Below are 17,516 nucleotides of genomic sequence, written 5' to 3'. Positions count from 1 at the left end.
GCCGCGTTCGTTGGCAGCGCAACCCCCGCGCCGTGAGCCACGCTCGCACAGGCGCACCTCCGTCATACGTTCGCCGCGAGTCGCTGCGAACGTGCGGCACATGTGCGGGCAGGCCGCGCAAGCGGCGCCCCTGGGCCGCACCCGGCACGCACGCGGCGCGCGATGTCGGTGGCCGAGGGCACACTGACGATATGGATGCTCCGCAGATCGTGCTGCTCATGGTCGTCGCTCTCGCCGTGGGGGTCGCAGCCGGATGGTTCGCACGCGCCGCACGCGGTGCAGCCGACCTCGCGCACGCGAAGGCATCCGCCGAGGCCCTGCGCGAAGACCGCGACCGGCAGCACGACCTCTACCGCGATGCGGTGGCTCATGCACGCTCGCAACAGCAGGAGTCCGTCGACCGAGAGCGCCGGCAGAACGCGGTGCTCACCGCGATCGCGCCGGTCCGCGACACGCTCCAGCGAATGCAGGGCACCGTCGCCGAGCTCGAACGCGAGCGGCAGGTGCAGTACGGCGCGATCGCCGAGCAGCTGCGGCGCGCACAGGAGGCTGACGAAGCACTGCGCGCCACCACAGAATCGCTCGCGGGCGCCATGCGATCGACCACCGCCCGTGGCGTGTGGGGTGAAGCGCAGCTGCGCCGCATCGTGGAGGCCGCCGGGCTGCTGCGTCATGTCGACTTCGATGAGCAGGCCTCGATCTCCTCGGATCACGGAACGGGCCGGCCGGACATGGTCGTGCGCCTGGCGGGCGGCGCATCGCTCGCCGTCGACGCCAAAGCTCCGCTCGACGCCTACCTCGAAGCGTCGGCCCTGCCGGATGCCGATCCGCGGCGTCGCGAGCTGCTGCAGCGCCATGCGAAGGCGGTCCGGTCCCACGTCGACGCCCTGGGCAAGAAGGCCTATTGGACGGGCCTGGCGGAGAGTCCGGAGTTCGTGGTGTGCTTCCTCCCCGGCGAGGCGCTGCTGTCGGCCGCGCTCGACGCCGATCCGACGCTGCTCGAGCACGCATTCTCCCGCCGGGTGGCGCTCTCATCGCCGGTGAACCTGTGGGCCGTGCTGAAGACGGTCGCCCACACATGGTCGCAGCAGGAGCTCTCCGCAGAGGCACGGACGCTGCTCGACCTCGGCACCCAGCTCTACGACCGCGTGGGCACGCTCGCCGGTCACGCCGACGACCTGCGCCGTGCTCTCGAGCGCACGGTGGACAGCTACAACCGCTTCGCGGGATCGCTGGAGACACGCGTTCTCGTGACCGCACGCAAGTTTCCGGGCATCGATGCCGAGGGGCTCGCATCGCCCGAGGTCTCCCCCGTCACGGCGACGCCGCGCCGGTTCACCGCACCCGAACTTCTCGACCTCGCCGACGGCGTCCCGTCTGCGCCAGAAGCACACGGCAGCGTGAGCCATGCCGACGTCGGAGACGTCCGCGACCGCACCGCGGACTGACCGCCGGCTGCCCGGCGGATCTCACCGGCCCGACGACGCATCACCGGACCTGGCGTGCGTCTCAGGCGTTGCCCGGCAGCACACTCAGCAGCAGGATGACGGTGCCGGAGAACACCGCGAACGCACCGATGTTCCACCACACGCTCGCCTCGTGGCCCTCGGCGCGGCGCACGCGGAACAGCACGTCGGCGCGCCGAGCCGGATCGAACTCGACGATCGGGAGGCTCCCGGTCACGACGGGGACGCCGGCCTTGGCCGCGTCCGTGATCTTCTGCTCGGTCATGATGCCTCCGCCGTTCCGGCTCAGAACCACTTCTCGATCACGTGGTCGGAAACGATGCGACGCAGAGTGCCCGAGGCGCCGCGCAGCACCACGCTCTCGGTGTGCACGAAGTCGCCCTCGCGCCGCACACCGCTGACCAGCTGACCGTCGGTGACACCGGTGGCCACGAAGATCGTGTTGTTGCCGCGTACGAGGTCGTCCGCTTCGTAGACCTTCTCCATATCGAGCCCGGCGTCGACACCGCGCTGGTGCTCCTCCTCGTTGCCCGGCTTGAGGATGCCCTGGATGTGCCCGCCGAGCGCCTTGATGGCGCACGCGGTGATGATGCCCTCCGGGCTGCCCCCGATCCCGACGCACATGTCGGTACGCGCCCCGATGCGTGCGGCGTTGATGCCGCCCGCCACGTCGCCGTCACTCATCAGGCGGGTTCCGGCTCCGGCATCGCGGATCTCCTGGATCAGCTGCTGGTGGCGCGGACGGTTGAGCACCGAGACCACCAGCTCGTCGATCGGCTTGCCGAGCGACTTCGCCAGCAGCCGGATGTTCTCGGCGATCGGGAGGCGGATGTCCACGACGCCGACACCTGCCGGGCCCGTGACGAGCTTGTCCATGTAGAACACGCTCGACGCGTCGAGCATCGCGCCGCGGTCGGCGACCGCGATCATCGAGAGCGCGTTCTGGCGGCCTTCGGCGGTGAGGGTGGTGCCGTCGATCGGGTCGACCGCGATATCGCACTTCGGACCGCGGCCGGTGCCGACGTGCTCGCCGTTGAAGAGCATCGGGGCGTTGTCCTTCTCGCCCTCGCCGATCACGACGCACCCGTCGAACGCGACGGTGCCGAGGAACGCCCGCATGGCATCGACGGCAGCGCCGTCGGCCTTCTCCTTCTGGCCTCGACCGATCCACGGCACGGCGCGGATCGCGGCTGCCTCCGTGGCGCGCACCAACTCGAGTGCGAGGTTGCGGTCAGGGTGCAGGGGGCTCATGTCCCCGGTCAGGCTCACCATGCGGCCATGCTACCGAGCATCCGGCCCCGACCCACGTTCCGCGGCAGAAATGCAACAATGCGGAAATTCGAGAACGGCGTGCACGTCCTCCCAGCGCGCGCACCGCGAGCGCCCCACGCCCTAGAGTTGCTGTGAAACCGCACCCTCGCAGGCAGGAGATTGCCCATGCCCGTCGCCACCCCGGAACAGTACGCCGAGATGCTCGACCGCGCGAAGGCGGGAGGTTTCGCCTATCCGGCGATCAACGTCTCGAGCTCGCAGACCATCAACGCCGTGCTCCAGGGCCTCACCGAAGCCGGCTCAGACGGCATCCTCCAGGTCACCACGGGCGGTGCGGACTACTTCGCTGGCCACACCGTGAAGGCCCGCGCGACGGGCGCACTGGCGTTCGCCCGCTACGTGCACGAGGTCGCCAAGAGCTACCCGATCACGGTCGCCCTGCACACCGACCACTGCCCGAAGGACGCTCTGGACGGCTTCGTCCGCCCGCTCATCGAGGCATCCGCCGAAGAGGTGCGCGCCGGCCGCAACCCGATCTTCCAGTCCCACATGTGGGACGGCTCCGCCGTGCCGCTCGAGGAGAACATCCAGATCGCCGCGGAGCTCCTCCCGCTGATGAAGAACATCAACGCGATCCTCGAGGTCGAGATCGGCGTCGTCGGCGGCGAGGAGGACGGTGTGAGCCACGAGGGGTCCAACGATGCCCTCTACACGACCACCGGTGATGTCGCCCAGGCCGTCGAGGCGCTCGGACTCGGCGAGCAGGGCCGGTACATCGCCGCCCTCACGTTCGGCAACGTGCACGGGGTCTACAAGCCGGGCAACGTCAAGCTGCGTCCCGAGCTGCTCGGCGAGATCCAGGAGGGAATCGCTGCGAAGTTCGGCACCGGCCCCAAGCCGCTCGACCTCGTCTTCCACGGCGGCAGCGGCTCGAGCGACGAGGAGATCGCCCTCGCGGTGGCGAACGGCGTGATCAAGATGAACATCGACACGGACACGCAGTACGCGTTCACGCGTTCGGTCGCCGGCTACATGTTCAGCAACTACGAGGGTGTTCTGAAGGTCGACGGCGAGGTCGGCAACAAGAAGGTCTACGACCCGCGCGCCTGGGGCAAGGTCGCCGAGACGGCGATGGCCGCCCGCGTGGTCGAGGCCACCCGTCAGCTCGGCTCCTACGGCCAGTCGCAGAGCTGATATCGCGAACGAGAGGGGGCGGGTGCTACGGCATCCGCCCCCTCTCGCGTTCTCCGACGGCCCTGAGGCCGGGGACGTACCGGGGTCGGCGCCGTCATCCTTCTGACGCGACGGCCCGATCGAGCGCGTCGCGCGCGGCGAGCGTCGCCAGACGACGGATCGCCTCCCGCCGCGCGACACGCGCGTCCGCTCCGTCGCCGAGAAACATCGCCCCGAGCTGGGGGAAGACCGCCCAGCCGTCGGTGAGCGTGACGATCGTCAGGAGCAGCTGTCCCGCTTCGACCTGGTCGATGCCGGGGAGCACCTGCTGGAGCACCTGGATCCGCGCGCAGCAGTGCTCCTGGCGCGCGATGCCCGCGGCGATGCTCCGGCCCTCGACGAGCCCTTCCCAGGCCATCAGCCGCCCGATCTCCGGCTTCTCCTCGATGCGGTCGAGCAGGCGGGCCGCATAGTCCCCCACCGCCTCCGGCCCCTCTCCGTCGAGAGGGACATCGGCGGTGACGCGGCCGAGCTCGTTCGCGATCACCGCCGCGAAGATCGCGTCCTTGGGGCCGAAGTAGGAATAGATGCGCTCTTTGTTGATGCCGGCGCGCTGCGCGATACGGTCGATGCGCGCACCGGCCGGACCGTACTCGCTGAACTCCGCGGTCGCCGCCTCCAGCAGCATCCGCCGCGTCCGCTCGGTGTCCCAGGCCATGAACCCAGCGTAGCAACTCCAACCGTTCAGTTGTTTTTATGGAACGAGAGGAGTACTGTCGTGCCGAATCCCAAACAAACAGTTGGAGTCCAGATGAACGCCCAGCCGTCCACCGGCCAGCATCCGACCGCGCCGCCGGCGCCCGCGATGCCCAGCGTCCACATCCGCGCGATCATCACCTGGATCGCGATCTTCCCGCTCGTCGCGATCGGCATGCTCGCGATGGCGCCCTTCACCGAGACCTGGCACCCGGTTCTGCGCGCCTTCGCCCTGACCCTCGTCGTGGTTCCCGTCGCGGTCTACGTCGTCGTCCCGCAGCTCTTGCGCGCATACGGTGCGATGCGGCGGCGCCGCTGAGCCATACGGCGGCGCCGGTCAGCCGCCGATCGTGTCCTGCACGAGCTGCCAGAGCGCGGGGTCCTGAATGAGCGGGACGACGAGCAGACCGCCCGAGATCAGCGGGAAGACCGCTCCCCCGAGCACCGGGATCCACCAGCTCAACCGCCCGGCGCGCAGGCTGCGCCACGTCACGAGCGCTGTGAGCATCCACCCGACCGCGAGCACGACCGATGCGGCGACCCCGTAGACGCGACCGGACGGCGGATCGGCGAGCGCACCGTCGACGCCCATCGTCTCGAGGAAGATCGCGATGAACCCCGGGTAGTCCAGGTATGACGCGACCGAGGCCAGCACCGTCATCAGGCCGTAGACGAGCAGGGCGATCGTCACGAAGCGGTCGACCGGGCGCCGGCGCGGCGCCGCCGCTGCCGCAGGAGCCGACGACGCGAGCGGTGCAGCGGCAGCGGGGGGCGGCGGCGCCGCGAACAACGGATTGCCCGGCACCGGTTCGGCAATGCGGGCGCGCTGCTCATCGGGGGTGGCGTACTCGCCGTACCGCGGGCGGGAGCGCGGCTCCTCCGCGGGGCGGGGCGGTTCCGCATCGCCCCCCGTCGAGCTCTCGTGCGGCATGCGATCGTTCATGCGCTGGCCCGGCCGCCGAGTGCGCGGGCGTCCCGCTTGCCCGCCGCATCCTGGCGCAGCTCCTTGGGGAGCGAGAACATCAGGTCCTCCTCCGCGGTGCGCACCTCCTCGACGTCGCGGTAGCCGGCGTCCGCGAGGGCTTCCAAGACGTCCTCCACCAGCTCCTCCGGCACCGATGCGCCGCTGGTGACGCCGACGGTGCGCACACCGTCGAGCCACTCCTGGCGCACCTCGTCTGCATAGTCGATCCGGTAGGCGGCCTGGGCCCCGTGCTCGAGGGCGACCTCGACCAGACGAACGCTGTTGGACGAGTTCGCCGAGCCCACCACGATCACGAGATCTGCCTCGCTGGCGACCTTCTTGATCGCCACCTGGCGGTTCTGCGTGGCGTAACAGATATCGTCGGACGGCGGGTCCTGCAGCTCAGGGAAGCGGCTGCGCAGGCGACGCACCGTCTCCATGGTCTCGTCGACGGAGAGCGTGGTCTGGGAGAGCCACACGACCTTCGAGGGATCCTTGACCGCGACGGTGTCGGCCTCGTCCGGCGAGCCGACGATCGTGACGTGGTCTGGCGCCTCGCCCGCCGTGCCCTCCACCTCCTCGTGGCCGGTGTGGCCGATGAGAAGGATCTCGTAGTCGTCGCGCGCGAAGCGCACAGCCTCGCGGTGCACCTTTGTCACCAGCGGACAGGTCGCGTCGATCGCCTGCAGGCCACGATCCTCGGCCGCCGAGACGACGGCGGGTGCCACGCCGTGGGCGCTGAAGACGACCGTGGCGCCCTCCGGCACCTCGTCGACCTCGTCGACGAAGATCGCGCCCTTCTTCTCAAGCTCCGTGACCACGTGGATGTTGTGCACGATCTGCTTGCGCACATACACCGGCGCACCAAAACGGTCCAGCGCCTTCTCGACCGCGACCACGGCGCGGTCGACACCGGCACAGTAACCGCGGGGCGCGGCCAGGAGCACGCGCTTGCGCCCGGCGACAGGGTTATCCTGAAGGCGCGCGCCGCCCGCCGTCGCGCCGGATCGGCGCAGGCGGGGCACGGGAAGAGACGTCGGGGCCACGCTCTGATTCTAGGGCTGAGCTCCTGATGAGGGGCTGGATGACAGCGCCCGCGCCGCAACCGCGCGCACCCCAGACGACGAGACGAGAGCCCGCCGCATGACCTCTTTCGAGCCGGCAGACGGCCCCGGCCCCGTGCCGCCCGACGCGGTCGCGCCGCGTGACTCGACGCCGGAGACGCCCACCTCGGTGGCCCGGCTGAACGCCACGATCCACGATTTCGTCTCACGCTGGAACTCGGTGTGGGTGGAAGGCGAGGTGACGAGCTGGAACATCCGGGCGAGCGGCGTCTTCGCCCGTCTGAAGGACTCCTCGTCCGACGCCACGATCTCGATCCGGGTGTGGTCGAGCGTGCGGTCACGCATCCCGGCGGACATCGGCGTCGGCGATCACGTGATCGCGTGCGTCAAGGCCGACTACTACGCCCGGGGCGGCGATTTCGGCTTCGTCGTGTCGGCGATGAAGCACGTGGGCCTCGGCGAGCAGCTGGAGCGCCTCGAACGGCTGCGCGCGCAGCTGCGACAGGAAGGGCTCTTCGATCCGGCCCGCAAGCGACCGCTGCCTTTCCTGCCGCACACGATCGGCCTCATCACCGGTGAGCGGTCCGATGCCGAGAAGGATGTGCACCGCAACGCCGAGCTGCGCTGGCCGCAGGTGCGGTTCCGCACCGAGCACGTCGCCGTACAGGGCGACCGTTGCGTGCCGGAGGTGGTCGCCGCCCTGGAACGCCTGGACGCCGACCCCGCCGTGGACGTCATTGTCATCGCCCGCGGCGGCGGCGACCCGCAGACGCTCCTCGGCTTCAGCGATGAGCGACTCGTGCGCGCTGTCGCCGCGGCATCCACCCCGGTGGTCAGCGCCATCGGCCACGAGAACGACCACCCCCTGCTGGACGATGTGGCCGACCTCCGCGCATCGACGCCGACCGACGCCGCCAAGCGCGTCGTGCCCGACGTCGGTGAGCAGCGCGCGATCGTCGCCCAGCTGCGCGCCCGCGCGACGTCTCGGCTGTCGCAGCGCATCGGGCACGACATCGCCCAGCTCGAGCAGCTGCGCTCGCGCCCATCGCTGCGCTCCCCCGAGCCGATCATCTCCGGTCGCGCGCAGGAGGTGTGGCTGGCCGTCAGCCGCGGACGCGATGTCATGACGCGGCTGCTGGACCGCGCCTCCCGCGAGACCGCCGAGCTCACCGCATCTCTGCGCGCCCTCTCCCCCGCCGCGACCCTGGCGCGCGGTTATGCGATCGTGCACCGGGCGGGCGGCGTGATCGTTCGCGATGCCGCGGACGCCCCCGACGGCACCCCGCTCACCCTCACACTCGATCGCGGCTCGGTCTCGGCGGTCTCTCGGGGCGAGGTCGCCGAGGATCCGACGGGCTGAGACGCGGCATCCGTCCGACGGCGGGAGATCGGTCACAGCCCGGCATGCCCTGTCAGCGGGGGCCCCTAGGATGGGAGGCGTGAGCGAGTCGACTCAGGAGAACGCATCCACCGGCGCTCGGACCGGCGTCACGCCGGACGCCGGGGCCGACATCCCGACCCTCACCTTCGAGCAGGCCCGCGACGAGCTCGTGCGCGTCGTCGCCGAGCTCGAACAGGGCACGCCGACCCTCGAGCACTCTCTGGAGCTCTGGGAACGCGGGGAGGCTCTGGCGGCGCGCTGCGAGGAGTGGCTGCTCGGCGCGAAACGCCGTCTCGACGCCGCCCGCGAGGAGGACGCATGATGGCCAAGCCCACGGAGCCTCGCGTCGTCGCCGAGCTCGGACGCCCGGAGACGCCAGAGGAGACCGCCGCGCGCAAAGCCGAGTTCTCCGCTGCCTACCGGTCGAGCCAATCCGCCAGGCACCTGATCGCGGCGGTGCTCGTCACGCTCGGCATGCTCGCGCTCATCGTGCTCATGGTGCCGCGCGGCGAGCCCGTCGACCGGCCAGGCGTCGACGCCGCCGTGGTCGCCGAACAGGTGTCCGACGCGATGGGCCGGCCCGCCGTGCTGCCGGACACCACCGCCCCCGAGCTCGCCGCGATCGCGGAGACCTGGCGGGCGAACACCGCCGCGCTCGGCTCGACCAGCTCCTGGCGCGTCTGGGAGGTCAACTACGCGGTGTGCTGCACCGGTGAGAACAACGATCTCCCCCTCGGCTTCGTCTACGTGGCGCAGGGATTCGACGCCGACCAGACCTGGGCGCTGGTCCACCTCGACGGAGCGCGTCCCGACGGGACCGTCTCGATCGCCGGCTCGGAATGGGACACCTTCACCTTCGCCCGACCCGAGCAGGCCCGCAACGTGAGCACCGCGATGGGCATCACGGCGGGCGATGACTACGTGCTCCTGTACGGGTCGCTCCCCGAAGACGCGATGCGCGCCATCGCCGAGCAGATCACCCCCCAGGTGCGCGAGATCGCAGAGAGCAGCTGATGCCCAACTACCCGATGCCGACCCCCGACGAGGCCTGGTCCGCGATGCATGCCGGCAACCGGCGCTTCGTGGCGGGCACGCCAGCGCACCCGAACCAGTCGGTCGAGACACGCGGTGAACTGGTCGCCTCGCAGCGACCGACCGCCACGCTCTTCGGCTGCTCCGATTCCCGCCTGGCGGCCGAGATCATCTTCGACCAGGGGCTGGGCGACCTCTTCGTCATCCGCAACGCCGGCCAGATCGTGTCCGACTCTGTGATGGGCAGCCTGGAGTACGCCGTGGAGGTGCTGCGGGTGCCGCTCATCGTCGTACTCGCGCACGACAACTGCGGCGCCGTGCGCGCCGCGATCGACGGCACCGCGATCGACGCCGCCCCGCTGCCGGCCAACATCTGGCGGCTGATCGCCCCGATCGTGCCCGCTGCCCGGCGGGTGCTGGCGGCGTCCGGAGGGGGCTCCGTCGCCGACATCGACCCGGAACAGGTCGGCCGGGAGCACCTGCGCAACACCGTCGCGGCGATCCTGCGGTCCTCTGAGCTCATCAGCGAGGCCGTCGCCGATGGCCGGCTCGCGATCGTCGGGGCCAACTACCGCCTCGCCGAGGGCGAGGCGGTCCCGATCGTGAGCGTGGGCCTGTCGGACGACGCCGCCCACTCCTGAGTCTGCCCGTTCACCACATCTGCCATTCACGACATGTGATGTCACACCTGGAGGTAAAGCCGTGACCGACACCGAGTACCGCATCGAACACGACACCATGGGCGAGGTGCGCGTGCCCAAGGACGCCCTGTACGGCGCCCAGACGCAGCGCGCCGTGGAGAACTTCCCGATCTCGGGCAGCGGCCTCGAGCCCGCGCAGATCGCCGCCCTGGCGCGCATCAAGAAGGCGGCCGCCCTGGCGAACAAGGAGCTCGGCACCCTCGACGCGCAGATCGCGGACGCGATCGCCCAGGCCGCCGACGAGGTCGCCTCCGGCAAGCACGACGGCGAGTTCCCCGTCGACACCTATCAGACCGGCTCCGGCACGTCGTCGAACATGAACATGAACGAGGTGCTCGCGACGCTCGCCACCGGCATCCTCGGCTCGGATGTGCACCCGAACGACCACGTCAACGCCTCGCAGTCGTCGAACGACGTCTTCCCCACCTCGGTGCACATCGCGGTCACCCAGGCCCTCATCGACACCCTGATCCCGGCGCTCGACCACCTCGCCGTGGCGCTCGAGGCGAAGGCGGAGCTCTGGAAGGACGCGGTCAAGTCCGGCCGTACCCACCTCATGGACGCCACTCCCGTGACCCTGGGGCAGGAGTTCGGCGGCTATGCCCGCCAGGTGCGCCTGGGCATCGAGCGCGTGCAGGCCACGCTCCCCCGGGTGGCCGAGGTTCCGCTGGGCGGCACCGCTGTGGGCACCGGCATCAACACGCCGCTCGGCTTCCCGCAGAAGGTCATCGCCCTGCTCGCGGCAGAGACCGAGCTCCCCATCACCGAGGCGAAGGACCACTTCGAGGCGCAGGCGAACCGCGACGGCCTCGTGGAGGCCTCCGGGGCTCTCCGCACCGTCGCCGTCTCGCTGACGAAGATCAACAACGACCTGCGCTGGATGGGCTCCGGCCCCAACACCGGTCTCGGCGAGCTGCACATCCCCGACCTGCAGCCGGGCTCCTCGATCATGCCGGGCAAGGTGAACCCCGTCGTGCCGGAGGCCGTGCTGATGGTGTGCGCCCGCGTGATCGGGAACGACGCGACCGTGGCCTGGGCCGGCGCCTCCGGCGCGTTCGAGCTGAACGTCGCGATCCCGGTCATGGGCACCGCGCTGCTGGAGTCGATCCGCCTGCTCGCCAACGCCTCGCGCGTGCTGGCGGACAAGACCATCGACGGCCTGCAGGCCAACGTCGAGCGCGCCGCGGCGTTCGCCGGCATGAGCCCGTCGATCGTGACGCCCCTCAACAAGCTCATCGGCTACGAGGCCGCGGCGAAGATCGCCAAGCATGCCGTCGCCCAGGGCATCACCGTGCGCGACGCCGTGATCGACCTCGGCTATGTCGAGCGCGGCGAGCTGACGCTCGAGCAGCTGGACGAGAAGCTCGACCTGCTCTCGATGACGCACGCGGGCTGAGCCCCACCCCGCGGGCTGCGCGCCCGATCTGCGTTCGATGCCCCGATCCGCGGACGGAACCTCACGGTTCCTCCGCAGATCGGGGCATCGTCCGTTGATCGGGCCGTGTCTGCCGAGGGCAGTCCCGGGGAGTTGTCCACCGTTGCTGGATCCACGGCCGGGAGCGACGCCGCAGCGCATCATCCTGGGACGCATGCTCTCCGCATATGTCATCATCCGCCGCCTCGGCGGCCTCGCCCGCGGCACCCATCTCCAGCGGCTCGGCTTCACCCGCCGGGACCTCTCGCGGCGGGTGGCGGCCGGAGAGATCGTGCGCGTCCGCGACGGCGTGTTCGCCGCGCCTCCCGTCGACCACGACATCCTCCAGGCCACAGCCCACGGCGGCGCCCTCACCTGCGGGAGCGTCCTCCGCAAGCATCGCGTGTGGGTGCTCTCCGGCTCCCCCGATCCGCACGTGTGGGTCGGTGCGCATCGACACGTGCACGAGCATGATGGATGCCGGTGCGTCACCCACTACTACCGTGGCCGTCCGCCGCTCGGGACGGCGACGGTCGAGACCGCCCTCGTGCATCTGCACCGATGCTCGGGCGACGAGTCGTTCTTCGCCGCCTTCGAATCGGCTCTGCGGCTCGGGCTGCTGAACCGCGCCGCGCGCGGGCGCATCCGATCGGCGCTGCCGGCCTCCGCACGCTGGCTCGTCGACCTCGCGCGCCATGACGCCGACAGCGGCCTGGAGTCTCTGCTCCGCTTCCGGCTGCATCTCCTCGGCATCCGCCTCGACTGCCAGGTCGAGATCGGAGGCGTCGGTCGCGTCGACTTCGTGATCGGCGGCCGACTCGTCCTGGAGGTCGACGGGCGGGAGAACCACGACGGCCTGTCGATGCGGCACAAGGACCTGCGGAGGGATGCCGCGGCATCCGCACGCGGCTACGAGACCCTGCGATTCGACTACGCGCTGGTCGTGCACGACTGGCCGACCGTGCAGGCGGCTGTGCTCGCCGCCCTGGCCCGTCTGGACATCGCCCGTCCGGACCTGGCCTGACGCGCGCCCGATCTGCGTCGCCTGTCCCGTTCTGCGGGGGTACTCGGCGGGTAGCGACGCAGATCGGGGCATCGAACGCAGATCGGGCGCAGGACACCCGGGATGACGAAGCCGGTCGTCAGCAGCACCGGCTGCCGGGATTGGCATCCTGTGCGGCGTAGTGCTGGCGCCAGAACTCACGCTCCGACAGCGGCTCCTCTCCCGGATGCGCTGTCCTGGCATGGTCCACGTAGGCGGCGTACTTCGACTCGCCCGTCAGTCCCTTCATGTACCAGGACAGGGCCCGCCACGCGCGCGGCAGCCACGTGCGCGGGCCCGAGAGGGAGCCGGCCGTCATCAGTGTCCTCGCACCGGCTGCTGATCCTCCGGAAGGGCGTCCCACTGCTTCTGGATCGCCTTCTCCTCGGCGCTCGTGAACAGCCCGGCCGGAGCGAAGCGCCGCGAGGGCACGAACGGGTCCTCGTGGTCGACGACCTCATTCGAGCGCAGTGCCTGGATGACCCGGACGACAGACGTGACGATCACGATCAGCGAGAGCACCAGGAAGATCACCGAGAGCGTGCCCTGGATGAAGGTGTTGCGCACGACCGCGTCGATCGCCTCCGCGGAGCGGGCGGTGCCGAACTCGGAGAGCCCCTGCGCCTGCGCATCGCGGAACGCGACGTGCTGCGCCCAGTAGCCCACCGCCGGCACCGGCGAGAAGATCTTGTACAGCGAAGCGGTGACGGTCACCACGGTGACGAACGCCAGCGGCAGGATCACCACCCACAGCGCCCCGAGGGTGCGGCGCCGGGTGACGATCGTCAGCACGATCGCGAGGGCGATCGCGGCCAGCAGCTGGTTTGCGATGCCGAACAGCGGGAACAGCGTGTTGATGCCGCCGAGCGGATCCGTCACGCCCATGAGGAGGACGGCGCCCCAGCCCGCGACCATGATCGCCGTGCAGACCCACGCCCCCACGCGCCACGAGGTGTCCTTGAAGCGGGGGATCACGTTGCCGATCGAGTCCTGGAGCATGAAGCGCGCCACCCGGGTGCCGGCGTCGACGGCGGTCAGGATGAACAGCGCCTCGAACATGATCGCGAAGTGGTACCAGAAGGCCATCATCTCCGCGCCGCCGATCCACTGGTGCATGATGTGCGCGAGGCCGAGCGCCAGCGTGGGAGCGCCGCCGGTGCGCGAGATGATCGACTCCTCTCCCACGGCCGCAGCGGTCGATGTGAGCACATCCGGCGTCAGATGGACCCCGGTGAGCCCGAGGCTGTTCACGAACGCCACAGCGCCCTCCACGGTGCCCTGCGTGGCCGCTGCGGAGGAGTTCATCGCGTAGTAGATGCCCTGGTCGATCGAGATGGCCGCGACGAGCGCCATGATGGCCACAAACGACTCCATCAGCATGCCGCCGTAGCCGATGAAGCGCGTCTGACGCTCCTTCTCGATCATCTTCGGCGTCGTTCCCGACGAGATCAGCGCATGGAACCCGCTCAAAGCCCCACAGGCGATGGTGACGAACAAGAACGGGAAGAGCGGACCGGACCACACCGGCCCCGTCTCGCCGCCCGCGAACTGGCTGAACGCGGGGACGGTGATCTCGGGCCGCACGAAGATGATCGCGACGGCCAGCGCGGCGATCACGCCGATCTTCATGAAGGTCGACAGGTAGTCGCGCGGCGCGAGCAGGATCCACACCGGCAGGACCGCGGCGATGAAACCGTAGATGATGATGCCCCACGCGATGGTGACGCGGTCGAGGTGGAAGATCGCCTGGCCCCACTCCGTCGCGCCGACCCAGCCGCCGGCGACGATCGCGAACATCAGCAGCACGAACCCGATGATCGAGATCTCGGTGATGCGCCCGGGACGGATCCAGCGCAGATAGACGCCCATGAACAGAGCGATCGGGATCGTCATCGATACCGAGAAGACGCCCCACGGGCTCTCGCCGAGGGCGTTGACCACGACGAGCGCGAGGATCGCCGTGATGATGATCATGATGAGGAGGGTGGCGAGAATCGCCGCAGCACCGCCGAATCGACCCAGCTCGTCTCTGGCCATCTGCCCGAGCGAGCGGCCGCCGCGGCGCATGGAGAAGAACATCACGAGGTAGTCCTGCACAGCGCCGGCGAGCACGACGCCGACGATGATCCAGACCGTGCCGGGGAGGTAGCCCATCTGGGCGGCGAGAACGGGGCCGACCAGGGGCCCGGCGCCGGCGATCGCGGCGAAGTGGTGGCCGAACAGCACACGACGGTCGGTGGCGACGTAGTCCTTGCCGTCGGCCCGGTACTCCGCGGGCGTCGCCCGGGCGTCGTTGGGCTTGGTGATGTGCTTCTCGATGTACCGCGAGTAGAACCGGTAGAAGATCAGGTAGGTGCACACGGCCGCGAACACGAACCAGATCGCGTTGATGGTCTCACCGCGCACGATCGCGATCATCGTCCAGGCCACGCCGCCCAGCAGGGCGATCAGGACCCAGACGATCACCTTCACAGGGGTCCAACGGGGTTTCTCATCCGAAACCGCGACCGGCGGCAGCGCCGCCTCTGCCGCGGGATGGGGCTTCACCATGCGAACGTCTCCTTTGATAGTCCTCGGGTAGCGGGTGTGGACCTCCGATCCGGAAGCCTACCTAAGCCCGCACGTCCCGTCTGGATCTTGCGGTCACCACGTTGGTCGGCTATGCGGGTCGGGGCAGCCAGGACTTGATTTTTCGGTGCACCGAAATATAGGTTTTCGGCATGCCGAAAAATCTCCGTCGAGCGCTGCCGCTCGTCCTCGCCACCGCACTCGCTCTCACCGCCCTGAGCGGGTGCGGCACCGCCCCCGCCGGCTCCGAGACACCGGCGCCCGCCTCCGATCGGCCGCTGGTGCTCACCACGTTCACCGTGCTCGCCGACATCGCCCGCAACGTCGCGGGCGACCACCTGCAGGTGGCCTCCATCACGAAGCCGGGCGCGGAGATCCACGGCTACGAACCGACGCCGGGCGACATCCGCACGGCGTCGGATGCCGACCTCATCCTCGACAACGGCCTGCACCTGGAGGCCTGGTTCGAACGCTTCGTGGCGGATGCCGACGCACCCCACGTCACGGTCTCCGACGGCATCACCGTCATGGCGATCGCCGACGGCGACGCCGAGGGGCTGCCCAACCCGCACGCGTGGATGAGTCCGCTCAACGTGCAGCGCTACGTCGACAGCATGGTGACGGCGTTCAGCGACCTCGACCCCGCGCACGCGGCCGACTACGCCGCGAACGGCGAGCACTACAAGGCGCAGCTGCAGGAGGTGCACGACGATCTGCGCGATGCCCTCGCCGGCCTCCCCTCCGAGCACCGCGCTCTGGTCACGTGCGAAGGCGCGTTCTCCTATCTGGCCAGGGATGCCGGCCTGGAGGAGGCGTACATCTGGGCGGTCAATGCCGAGCAGCAGGCCACCCCCCAGCAGATCGCCTCCGTGATCGAGTTCGTGCGCGACAACGACGTACCGGCGGTGTTCTGCGAGTCGACCGTGTCCGATCGCCCGATGCAGCAGGTGGTCGAGGCGACCGACGCCGTCTTCGGCGGCGTGCTGTACGTCGACTCGCTCTCGGCGGAGGACGGCCCGGTGCCCACCTACCTCGACCTCATCCGCCACGACGCCCGGATCATCGTCGATGCCCTGACCGGGGCGCCCTCATGACGATCGCGGTGGAAGACGTCACCGTGCGCTACGGCGATGTGCTCGCCCTCGACGGCGTCACGGCGACGATCCCCGCCGGCACCGTGACCGGCCTGGTGGGCATGAACGGATCGGGCAAGTCGACTCTGTTCCGCTCGATCACCGGCCTTCTCCGCCCGGCGGCCGGCCGGGTGCGCATCGCAGGGCGTTCCCCCGCCGACGCGCGCCGGGCCGGCCTGATCGGATATGTCCCGCAGAGCGAGGACATCGACACGACCTTCCCGATCTCGGTGCGCGAGATCGTCGAAACGGGGCGGTACGGGCGCCTCGGACCCACCAGACGACTGCGCGCGGCAGACCACGCGGCGGTCGGCGAGGCGCTCGAACGCGTGGAGCTGACCGGGTTCGCCGGCCGCCAGGTCGGGCGCCTGTCCGGTGGGCAGCGCAAGCGGGCCTTCGTCGCCCGGGGGATCGCTCAGGGAGCCAGCGTGCTGCTCCTGGACGAGCCCTTCGCCGGGGTCGACAAACGTTCTGAGGCGACGATCGTGCGCCTGCTCCGCGAGCTGGCAGACGACGGCCGCACCGTGCTGGTCTCGACGCACGACCTCCACGCGCTGCCGCAGCTGGCCGACGAGGTCGTGCTGCTGAACCGTCGGGTCGTGTTCCACGGCCCCGTTGGCGAGGGCCTGCGCTCCGACGTGCTCGCGCGGGCGTTCGGGCTCGACGTCCTCGGCCGCTCTGAGGCAGAGGCAACGCCCGCACCGGAGGAGGAGGCATGAGCGTCATCGACCTCCTCCTCGAGCCGCTGCAGTACGAGTTCATGGTGCGCGCACTCGGAGCCACGGTCATCGCCGCGGTCGTGTGCGCGATGCTGTCGTGCTGGCTTGTTCTGATCGGCTGGTCGCTGATGGGGGACGCGGTCTCCCACGCGGTGCTGCCCGGGGTCGTGCTCGCCTACATCGTCGGAGCGCCGTTCGCAATCGGGGCCCTCGTGTTCGGGGTGCTCGCCGTCGCGCTCATCGGTGCGGTCCGCGACAGCGGGAAGGTCAAGGAGGACGCCGCGATCGGCATCGTCTTCACCACGCTGTTCGCTCTCGGGCTTGTCCTGATCTCCGTGACGCCGAGCCAGACCGACCTGTCTCACATCGTGTTCGGCAACATCCTCGGCATCTCCGCGGCCGATCTGTGGCAGATCGCCGTGCTGGCGGTCATCGCCCTGGGGGTTCTGATGTTCAAGCGACGCGACCTCACGCTGTTCGCGTTCGACCCGGCGCACGCCTTCGCGATCGGTCTGTCGCCGCGTCTGCTCGGGGCGATCCTGCTCGGCGTGCTCGCACTGACCACGGTCGTGGCCCTGCAGGTGGTCGGGGTGATTCTCGTGGTGGCGATGCTCATCATCCCTGGCGCGACCGCGCGCCTGCTCACCGAGAGGTTCGGCCGGATGCTGGTGATCGCGCCGGTGCTGTCTGCCGCGTGCGCGGCGTCGGGGATCTACCTCAGCTACTGGCTGGACGCCTCCCCCGCGGGGCTCGTGGTTCTCGTGCAGGGAGCGGCGTTCGCCGTCGTCTTCGGGGCGAAGGTCGCCCTCCCGCGACGGCGCCACTGAGCCT

General features: G+C 69.9%; 19 protein-coding genes. 12 read left to right on the top strand and 7 right to left on the bottom strand.

The features are described 5' to 3' along the window. The first annotated feature begins 191 nt into the window (after positions 1-191). The gene (locus AC3RXY_RS09885; protein ID WP_491510747.1) at positions 192-1,448 is read left to right on the top strand and encodes a DNA recombination protein RmuC; all 1,257 of its coding nucleotides are present in this window, start codon (positions 192-194) and stop codon (positions 1,446-1,448) included. Positions 1,449-1,509: 61 nt separating this feature from the next. Here AC3RXY_RS09885 and AC3RXY_RS09880 read toward each other — a convergent pair whose 3' ends face one another. Together AC3RXY_RS09880 and glpX are read right to left on the bottom strand one after the other, a co-directional pair. Then, entirely contained in the window at positions 1,510-1,731 is a 222-nt protein-coding gene (locus AC3RXY_RS09880; RefSeq protein WP_491510746.1) for a UDP-N-acetylmuramyl pentapeptide phosphotransferase, read from the bottom strand. A gap of 20 nt (positions 1,732-1,751) precedes the next feature. Continuing rightward, positions 1,752-2,738 (bottom strand): class II fructose-bisphosphatase, encoded by a 987-nt coding sequence (gene glpX / locus AC3RXY_RS09875; protein ID WP_491510745.1) that lies wholly within the window; start codon positions 2,736-2,738, stop codon positions 1,752-1,754. Between the two features lie 165 nt (positions 2,739-2,903). On the opposite strand from glpX, the gene fbaA reads away from it, so the two are divergent. Further along, on the top strand, positions 2,904-3,932 hold the full coding sequence (gene fbaA, locus AC3RXY_RS09870; protein WP_491510744.1) for a class II fructose-bisphosphate aldolase: 1,029 nt from the start codon (positions 2,904-2,906) through the stop codon (positions 3,930-3,932). A gap of 94 nt (positions 3,933-4,026) precedes the next feature. Here the strand turns inward: fbaA and AC3RXY_RS09865 are convergent, their stop codons facing one another. After that, entirely contained in the window at positions 4,027-4,629 is a 603-nt protein-coding gene (locus AC3RXY_RS09865) for a TetR/AcrR family transcriptional regulator (protein ID WP_491510743.1), read from the bottom strand. Between the two features lie 93 nt (positions 4,630-4,722). Here AC3RXY_RS09865 and AC3RXY_RS09860 point away from each other — a divergent pair, with 93 nt between their 5' ends. Next, positions 4,723-4,986, top strand: coding sequence for a putative antibiotic biosynthesis monooxygenase (locus AC3RXY_RS09860; protein ID WP_491510742.1), 264 nt, complete (start codon positions 4,723-4,725; stop codon positions 4,984-4,986). Positions 4,987-5,004: 18 nt separating this feature from the next. Here the strand turns inward: AC3RXY_RS09860 and AC3RXY_RS09855 are convergent, their stop codons facing one another. Together AC3RXY_RS09855 and AC3RXY_RS09850 are read right to left on the bottom strand one after the other, a co-directional pair. Continuing rightward, positions 5,005-5,598 (bottom strand): DUF6264 family protein, encoded by a 594-nt coding sequence (locus AC3RXY_RS09855; protein WP_491510741.1) that lies wholly within the window; start codon positions 5,596-5,598, stop codon positions 5,005-5,007. Positions 5,599-5,606: 8 nt separating this feature from the next. Beyond that, positions 5,607-6,647, bottom strand: coding sequence for a 4-hydroxy-3-methylbut-2-enyl diphosphate reductase (locus AC3RXY_RS09850; protein ID WP_491510971.1), 1,041 nt, complete (start codon positions 6,645-6,647; stop codon positions 5,607-5,609). Between the two features lie 127 nt (positions 6,648-6,774). Here AC3RXY_RS09850 and xseA point away from each other — a divergent pair, with 127 nt between their 5' ends. From xseA to AC3RXY_RS09820, 6 genes are all read left to right on the top strand, one after another. After that, on the top strand, positions 6,775-8,055 hold the full coding sequence (gene xseA, locus AC3RXY_RS09845) for an exodeoxyribonuclease VII large subunit (protein ID WP_491510740.1): 1,281 nt from the start codon (positions 6,775-6,777) through the stop codon (positions 8,053-8,055). Positions 8,056-8,125: 70 nt separating this feature from the next. Then, on the top strand, positions 8,126-8,398 hold the full coding sequence (locus AC3RXY_RS09840; RefSeq protein WP_491510739.1) for an exodeoxyribonuclease VII small subunit: 273 nt from the start codon (positions 8,126-8,128) through the stop codon (positions 8,396-8,398). Next, a complete protein-coding gene (locus tag AC3RXY_RS09835; protein ID WP_491510738.1) occupies positions 8,395-9,090 on the top strand; it encodes a DUF4245 family protein in 696 nt (231 codons plus the stop codon). Before AC3RXY_RS09840 ends, AC3RXY_RS09835 begins: the two co-directional genes overlap by 4 nt. Continuing rightward, complete coding sequence (locus AC3RXY_RS09830) at positions 9,090-9,749, top strand: carbonic anhydrase (RefSeq protein WP_491510737.1); 660 nt, start codon at positions 9,090-9,092, stop codon at positions 9,747-9,749. The genes AC3RXY_RS09835 and AC3RXY_RS09830 overlap by 1 nt, the downstream gene beginning before the upstream one ends. Positions 9,750-9,810: 61 nt before the next feature. After that, positions 9,811-11,205, top strand: a complete 1,395-nt coding sequence (locus AC3RXY_RS09825; RefSeq protein ID WP_491510736.1) for a class II fumarate hydratase — start codon at positions 9,811-9,813, stop codon at positions 11,203-11,205. A gap of 193 nt (positions 11,206-11,398) precedes the next feature. Further along, positions 11,399-12,247 (top strand): DUF559 domain-containing protein, encoded by an 849-nt coding sequence (locus tag AC3RXY_RS09820; RefSeq protein ID WP_491510735.1) that lies wholly within the window; start codon positions 11,399-11,401, stop codon positions 12,245-12,247. A 118-nt stretch (positions 12,248-12,365) separates the two neighbouring features. Here the strand turns inward: AC3RXY_RS09820 and AC3RXY_RS09815 are convergent, their stop codons facing one another. Together AC3RXY_RS09815 and AC3RXY_RS09810 are read right to left on the bottom strand one after the other, a co-directional pair. Next, entirely contained in the window at positions 12,366-12,584 is a 219-nt protein-coding gene (locus AC3RXY_RS09815; RefSeq protein WP_491510734.1) for a YbdD/YjiX family protein, read from the bottom strand. Next, complete coding sequence (locus AC3RXY_RS09810; RefSeq protein WP_491510733.1) at positions 12,584-14,815, bottom strand: carbon starvation CstA family protein; 2,232 nt, start codon at positions 14,813-14,815, stop codon at positions 12,584-12,586. The genes AC3RXY_RS09815 and AC3RXY_RS09810 overlap by 1 nt, the downstream gene beginning before the upstream one ends. Before the next feature lie 170 nt (positions 14,816-14,985). Here AC3RXY_RS09810 and AC3RXY_RS09805 point away from each other — a divergent pair, with 170 nt between their 5' ends. Genes AC3RXY_RS09805 through AC3RXY_RS09795 form a run of 3 tightly spaced genes read left to right on the top strand, consistent with a single transcriptional unit; the run spans position 14,986 to position 17,512 of the window. Next, positions 14,986-15,927 (top strand): metal ABC transporter substrate-binding protein, encoded by a 942-nt coding sequence (locus AC3RXY_RS09805; protein WP_491510732.1) that lies wholly within the window; start codon positions 14,986-14,988, stop codon positions 15,925-15,927. Continuing rightward, positions 15,924-16,685: a metal ABC transporter ATP-binding protein gene (locus AC3RXY_RS09800; protein WP_491510731.1), complete on the top strand. Its 762-nt coding sequence runs from the start codon at positions 15,924-15,926 to the stop codon at positions 16,683-16,685. The genes AC3RXY_RS09805 and AC3RXY_RS09800 overlap by 4 nt, the downstream gene beginning before the upstream one ends. Then, positions 16,682-17,512, top strand: a complete 831-nt coding sequence (locus AC3RXY_RS09795) for a metal ABC transporter permease (protein ID WP_491510730.1) — start codon at positions 16,682-16,684, stop codon at positions 17,510-17,512. The genes AC3RXY_RS09800 and AC3RXY_RS09795 overlap by 4 nt, the downstream gene beginning before the upstream one ends. The last annotated feature ends 4 nt before the right edge of the window (positions 17,513-17,516 follow it).

The sequence above is a fragment of the Microbacterium longlingense genome (genome assembly GCF_058349825.2).
The sequence above is the reverse complement of the archived record's forward strand: the minus strand, read 5'-3'. Positions and strand labels throughout refer to the sequence as shown.